Source organism: Sphingopyxis sp. (genome assembly GCF_035250425.1).
In the GTDB taxonomy this organism is placed as follows: Bacteria; Pseudomonadota; Alphaproteobacteria; order Sphingomonadales; family Sphingomonadaceae; genus Sphingopyxis.
Map to the genome: position 1 here is coordinate 1 of NZ_DATFFD010000257.1, position 5,477 is coordinate 5,477.

Genomic DNA, 5,477 nt, shown 5'->3' on the forward strand with positions numbered 1-5,477 from the left:
GTGATATCGTCGATGCCGGGCGCGATCGGCTGGACGGATCGGAAGCTCGCCGCGCCATTCTCGTTTGTGAGATTGTCCACGAAGAGTGCGATGTTGAGAGCACCGATATCGGCGCCGACGCGCGCGTCGATCCGGTCGATCCGGTCGCCCGGCAGATAGCCCGGAAAGGAGTCGAAGCGGCGCGGACTGGTGTGCTGCCAGCTGATACGGGCGGTCGCGAAAATATCGTTGGCGATTTCGGTTCGGTAGTCCGCCGACGCGTTCGCGGTGAACTTGGCGACATCGTCAACCGGCGCGCCGGCAGCGATGCCCGTGCCCGGGACCGCGGCGGCGTATGTCGCATCGACATAGGCGCCGCTGGCGTTCAGCGTCAGCCCCTTTGCGGGGCGCAGGACGAGGCTGAGTTCGGCACCCTTGGTTTCGGTGCCGTTCGAGTTGATCAACCCGTTAAAGCCCGTGGTCCCGATCGGGATCCGTACGGTCACGTCCTTCCATTCGCTGTAGAAGAGTGCGCCTTCGACGGTGAGCATGCGGCCGAACAGATCGGCCTTTCCGCCTACCTCATAGGTCCAGATCGAATCCTGGGCGAGTGCGGCGGGCAGGTCGATCCCCAATTGCTGGCCGAGTGCGACCGAGGTCGTGGGCTGGAGCTGGCCGGCGCGAAATCCCTTGGCAGCGCTGGCATAGATCGTCGCATTTTCGCGTGGATGCCAGGCGATGCTGAAGCGGGGATTGGCGCTCTTATACGTGTCTCCCTCGTCCGGTGTGACGACGCCGCTATTGGCTTCAAACCCGCCCAGTTCCTCTTCATAATAGCGCAGGCCCGCGGTAAGATCGAAGCGACCCAACGTATAGGTCGCCTCGCCGAAGACGGCCTTGGCCTTGCTGCGCGTATAGTCGACGTTGTCGATACCGAAGAGCGCGAAGCTGAAATCGTCCGAGCGGGTCGCGTTGCGCAAATAGCCCCCGACGGTCCATTGCAGCGGTCCATCGCCCGTCGAGGCAAGGCGCAGCTCATGCGCGTCGACCTTGATGGCGATGTCGGTCTCGAGCCTGCCGCCGAGATAATTGCCCGCTTGGGGCAGGAAAAATTTATTGTGCGAATAGCCGTAGAAAATCTCGGCGTCGCCCAGATCATATCGCGCCGTTGCACCGTAGAGACGATAGCGAATCTTGGACGCGAGGACCGATGCCTGCGACTGTTCGCCGTCGTCGGTCGCTTTCGAGTTGCCACCCGGGAAGGATGCGTTGAACCACCAGTAGCTTCCGGTGATCGAGAGGCGGTCGGTCGGGTCGAAGCGGGCTTTGGCGCGGAACGTATCATAGCGCTGATCATCGACATTTTTCGTACCGGCAACGCTGTTGTCGAGCCATCCGTCGAAACGCTCATGGGTTCCTGCCACGCGAACGGCCAGCATGCCCGGGATGATCGGCGCGTTGAAGGCGCCCTTGATGCCGCTGTTGGTTCCGCCATCTTCCGTTCCGGAAACAAAGGCGCTCGCTTTGGCTTCCCATTCGTCGAGATCGGCGCCGCGCGTCAGCACCCGGACCGTGCCGCCCAGCGATCCCTCGCCGAAGAGCGTTCCCTGCGGTCCGCGGAGAATCTCGACGCGGTCGAGATCCCATGCGCGCACGTCCGGATTGAGAGGGACGGTCACGCCGGTAAAGGGCAGGTCGTCGAGATAATAGCCATTTTCATTGGCACCGAGCGATGTAGACACGCCGCGGATGGTGATCTTGCTGAAGCCTGAACCCATGTCGTAGACGCCGACCCCGGGCGCTTCCTGAAGCACGTCCGAGAGGTTGCGGGCGCCGCGATCCTCGAGCCCTTGTCCCGACATCGCGCTGATTGCGATGGGAACATCGATCGCGCGCTCTTCGCGCTTGCGCGCCGTTACGACGATCTCGGTATCGTCCTCCGCACCGGAGGTCCCGACATCGGATGCAGCCGTTCCTTCGGCAAGGGCTGGCGTAGAAAGCGCCATCGTGCTGCAAACGGCCAGCAGCATCGCTTTGTTAATCGTCATGCGCATTGGAAATATCCCCCTTGGAAAGTGAGCGGTCATTTCGAAAAACGGATGAGATCGCGCGCGGGGCAGCGGCAATTTGACATTTTTGTTTCGGCCGGGCTTCGGAACCGCGAAAAGAGGAAATGCGATCGGTACGCTGTCCCATCGCGCCGCTGACGCGTTATGAAGGGTATGAACTTGGTGGCGAAGGCTGAGCGTGACCGAACGAGATCATCAATCGGGTCTGTCGGACCTCTATCCCAAATGGAAGAGGGTGCTCGTCGCCTTCTTTCGTCGGCGCGTGCCCGATGCTTCGGAGGCCGAGGATATGGCGCATGATACCATCGTACGCGTGATGGCGAATGACACGGGGGAACAATTGAATGATGGTTATGTGTTCCGCGTCGCCCAGAATATGCTGATCGACAGGTCGCGGCGACAATTCATCCGTAGCCGGCACGTCAAATCGGAGGCGATCACCGGTCAGGACCTGTTCGAGATCGACCCCGAACGAATTTTGCAGGGGCGGGAGGAGGTTGCGAACCTTGTTGCCGTTCTCGATACATTTCCGGCGCGAACCCGGTCGATCTTTCTTCTGTATCGGCTCGAGAATATGTCCCAGGCGGACATCGGTGAAACATTCGGCATTACGGCGAGCGCCGTGAAGCAGCAGGTCGCCAAGGTGATGGCGGCCCTGGCCAAGACAATGCGAGAAAACAAATGACATTCGACCAGCATCCCGAAGCGATGGATCGCGATGAGATGGCCGCCCTTTGGTGCATGAGCCTGGCGGAAGGGCCGCTGACCGCAAGCGAACGCGCGGACTTCGAGGCATGGATCGCCGATTCGGAAAATGCCGTAGCGATGCAGCTGCAGGCGGGAGCATGGAATCTCGTGGCCTTTTCGGCGGGCAAGCCTGAAATCGTGCGGATGCGCCGCGAAGCGCTCGACGATTACCACCGTTCCAACCGCCGGCGCTGGAGCGGACACGAGCTCGGGATTTCACGCCGCTGGGGCATGGGTATCGCGGCAACGGTCCTGGTCGGCGCCCTTTCGGTCGCTACCTGGCAATCGGACCTGTTTTCATCGCCATCGCCTGCGCTGGCCGAATATCGCACCGATCGCGGCGAGCGGCGGGTCGCGCTGCTCGATGACGGTTCGCGGCTGTCGCTCGACGCCGCGAGCGAAGTCGATGTCCGGATGAGTGACGAACGGCGCGCGCTTACGCTCGTCGATGGCCGGGCCGGCTTTACGGTCGCCAAGGCCAAAACCCCCTTTACCGTCGCTGCGGGAGACAAGATGGTGGTTGCGACCGGCACGCGCTTCAGCGTCGAGCGGCTGACCGATCAAGTCCACATCATTCTTTATGAAGGTTCGGTCCGCATATTGTCGCGCGATTCCGTCGGAGAGCATCAGATCGCGGTCATGTCGCCCGGCGAAATGCTGGCGCTTCCCGCTTTCGGCAGGCCCGCTCGCCTGACGATCGAAAAAGGCCGCGAAAGCATGCAGGCCTGGGAAGGCGGCCAGCTGGAATTCGTGGATGTGCCGCTTGATTCCGCGGTCGCGCGCGTCAATCGCTACGCCAGAAAGCCGATCTCGATCGCCGACGATGTTCCGACGGGTCTCAGGATCACCGGTATCTTCAATGCCAGCGACGCCGCGGGCTTTGCCCAAGGCGTCGCCGCGCTCAACGGCCTGCGCGTGACGGACAGCTCCGAAGGGCTCGTCCTCGGACAATAGGAAGGCAAGGTGAAGCCCGCACCGGCGCGTCAGCGTGGATAGCGGAATGTCAGGTCGATCCCGACGGTGCGGGGCCGGAGACGGTATGAATAGACATCGTCGACGCCCGGGGCGATCTCCTGAACCGTCCGGTAGGTTATCGCTCCGCCCTCGTTGAGAAGGTTTTCGGCAAAAAAGGCAATCCCGAACCGTCCGAAATCGACGCCGATGCGGGCGTCGACCCTGTCGATGGCGTCGCCGGGCAAATATCCCGGGAACGATTTGAAGTGCCGCGGGCTGGTGTGTTGCCAGCCGATGCGTGCGGTGGCGAATGTTCCGCTCGCGATCTCCACCCGGTAGTCGGCCGACGCATTGGCTGTGAATTTGGCAACTTCCTCGACCGGCGAGCCGCGAACAATCGCGGTATCCGGCACCGCGCCGCGATAGCGCGCGTCGACATAGGAAGCACTTGTGCTGAGAAGCAGGCCCCTCGCAGGTCGAAGCTTGAGGGCGAGTTCGGCACCTCTCGTGTCGGTTCCGGGCGAATTCAACGCTCCATTAAAGCCCGTTGTCTTGATCGGTACCCGAACAGCCACATTTTTCCAGCGGCTGTAATAAAAGGCGAATTCGACATTCAGCAGGCGGTCGAGAAGGTCTGCCTTGCCGCCGAATTCATATGTCCAGATCGAATCCTGCGACAAGGATGGAGGAAGCTCGATGCCGAGCTCGGACGCAAGGTTCAGTGACGAGGTCGGCTGCAGTTGCCCACCGCGAAATCCTTTGGCGGCGCTCACGTAAAGTGTGCTCTTTGTGACGGGATGCCAAGCGAGACTGAGGCGAGGATTGAGGCTTGTGTAGGTTCCTCCGGCGTCTACGGCGAGAACGCCCTCATTATTCTCATAGCCTCGAAGCTTCTCGGCAAAATAGCGCAGTCCGGCCGTGAGATCGAATCCGTCGAGGGCATAAGTTACTTCGCCAAACAAAGCGTGGGTCCGGCTACTCGTGAAGTCGATCGTGTCGTAGCCGAGCGGCGCATATTTGAAATAATCGTTGCGGTCGGCCGAACGGAAATAGCCGCCTATTGTCCATTGAAGCGGGGCATTGCTTTTCGAGGCGATCCTGACCTCGTGGGCGTTAACCTTTATGTGGATATCCGATTGAAGCGGGGCGCCGCGGAACATTCCCTGTCGGGGCACGGTGAAGTAGTTGTGAGAATAGCCGTAGAAAATCTGGGAAAAGGCGAGGTCGTGGCGCGCGGCAATCCCATATAGTTGGTAGCGTAATCTGGAAGGGAAAAACAGGGATTGCGATACTTGGCCATCGTCAGTTGCGAAGGAATCTCCTCCGGAGAACGCAGAATTATAAAGCCAGAAGCTTCCGGTTAGCGACAGCCGATCGGTGGGATCGAAGCGTGCCTTGACGCGAAGGCTGTCATAATGCTGCTCGTTCAGGTTGCTTTTACCGGCAAGCGCATCGTCGACCCAGCCCCCATATCGTTCGTGGGTGCCTGAGACACGAACCGCAAATTTTCCGGGAAGCACGGGAAGGTTGAGCGCCGCCTTCGCCCCGCCATTAGCTCCGCCATCGTCGGTGGTGGAAAGGAATAGCCCCGCCTTTGCTTGCCATTCATCCAAATTGGCGCCCGTTGTCAGAATGCGAACCGTGCCGCCGAGCGAACCTTCACCGAACAATGTACCTTGAGGTCCGCGCAAAACTTCTACCCGATCGAGATCCCAGGCGCGAACGTCC

Annotated in this window: 4 protein-coding genes; 2 read left to right on the plus strand and 2 right to left on the minus strand. The window is 60.7% G+C overall.

Annotated features, from left to right (window positions below):
- On the minus strand, positions 1-2,027 hold a 2,027-nt coding region (locus VJ811_RS15580; RefSeq protein WP_324073987.1), incomplete at its 3' end, for a TonB-dependent receptor.
- Between the two features lie 199 nt (positions 2,028-2,226).
- Here VJ811_RS15580 and VJ811_RS15585 point away from each other — a divergent pair.
- Entirely contained in the window at positions 2,227-2,733 is a 507-nt protein-coding gene (locus VJ811_RS15585; protein WP_324073988.1) for a sigma-70 family RNA polymerase sigma factor, read from the plus strand.
- Positions 2,730-3,749: a FecR family protein gene (locus VJ811_RS15590; protein WP_324073990.1), complete on the plus strand. Its 1,020-nt coding sequence runs from the start codon at positions 2,730-2,732 to the stop codon at positions 3,747-3,749. Before VJ811_RS15585 ends, VJ811_RS15590 begins: the two co-directional genes overlap by 4 nt.
- A 29-nt stretch (positions 3,750-3,778) precedes the next feature.
- On the opposite strand, the gene VJ811_RS15595 is transcribed toward VJ811_RS15590, so the two are convergent.
- Positions 3,779-5,477: TonB-dependent receptor (locus tag VJ811_RS15595; protein WP_324073992.1), on the minus strand; the 1,699-nt coding region annotated here is incomplete at its 5' end.

What these genes read in the sequence shown, in the direction of transcription:
- VJ811_RS15590 (WP_324073990.1), top strand. Translation starts at nt 2,730, where the DNA reads ATGACATTCGACCAGCATCCCGAAGCGATGGATCGCGATGAGATGGCC.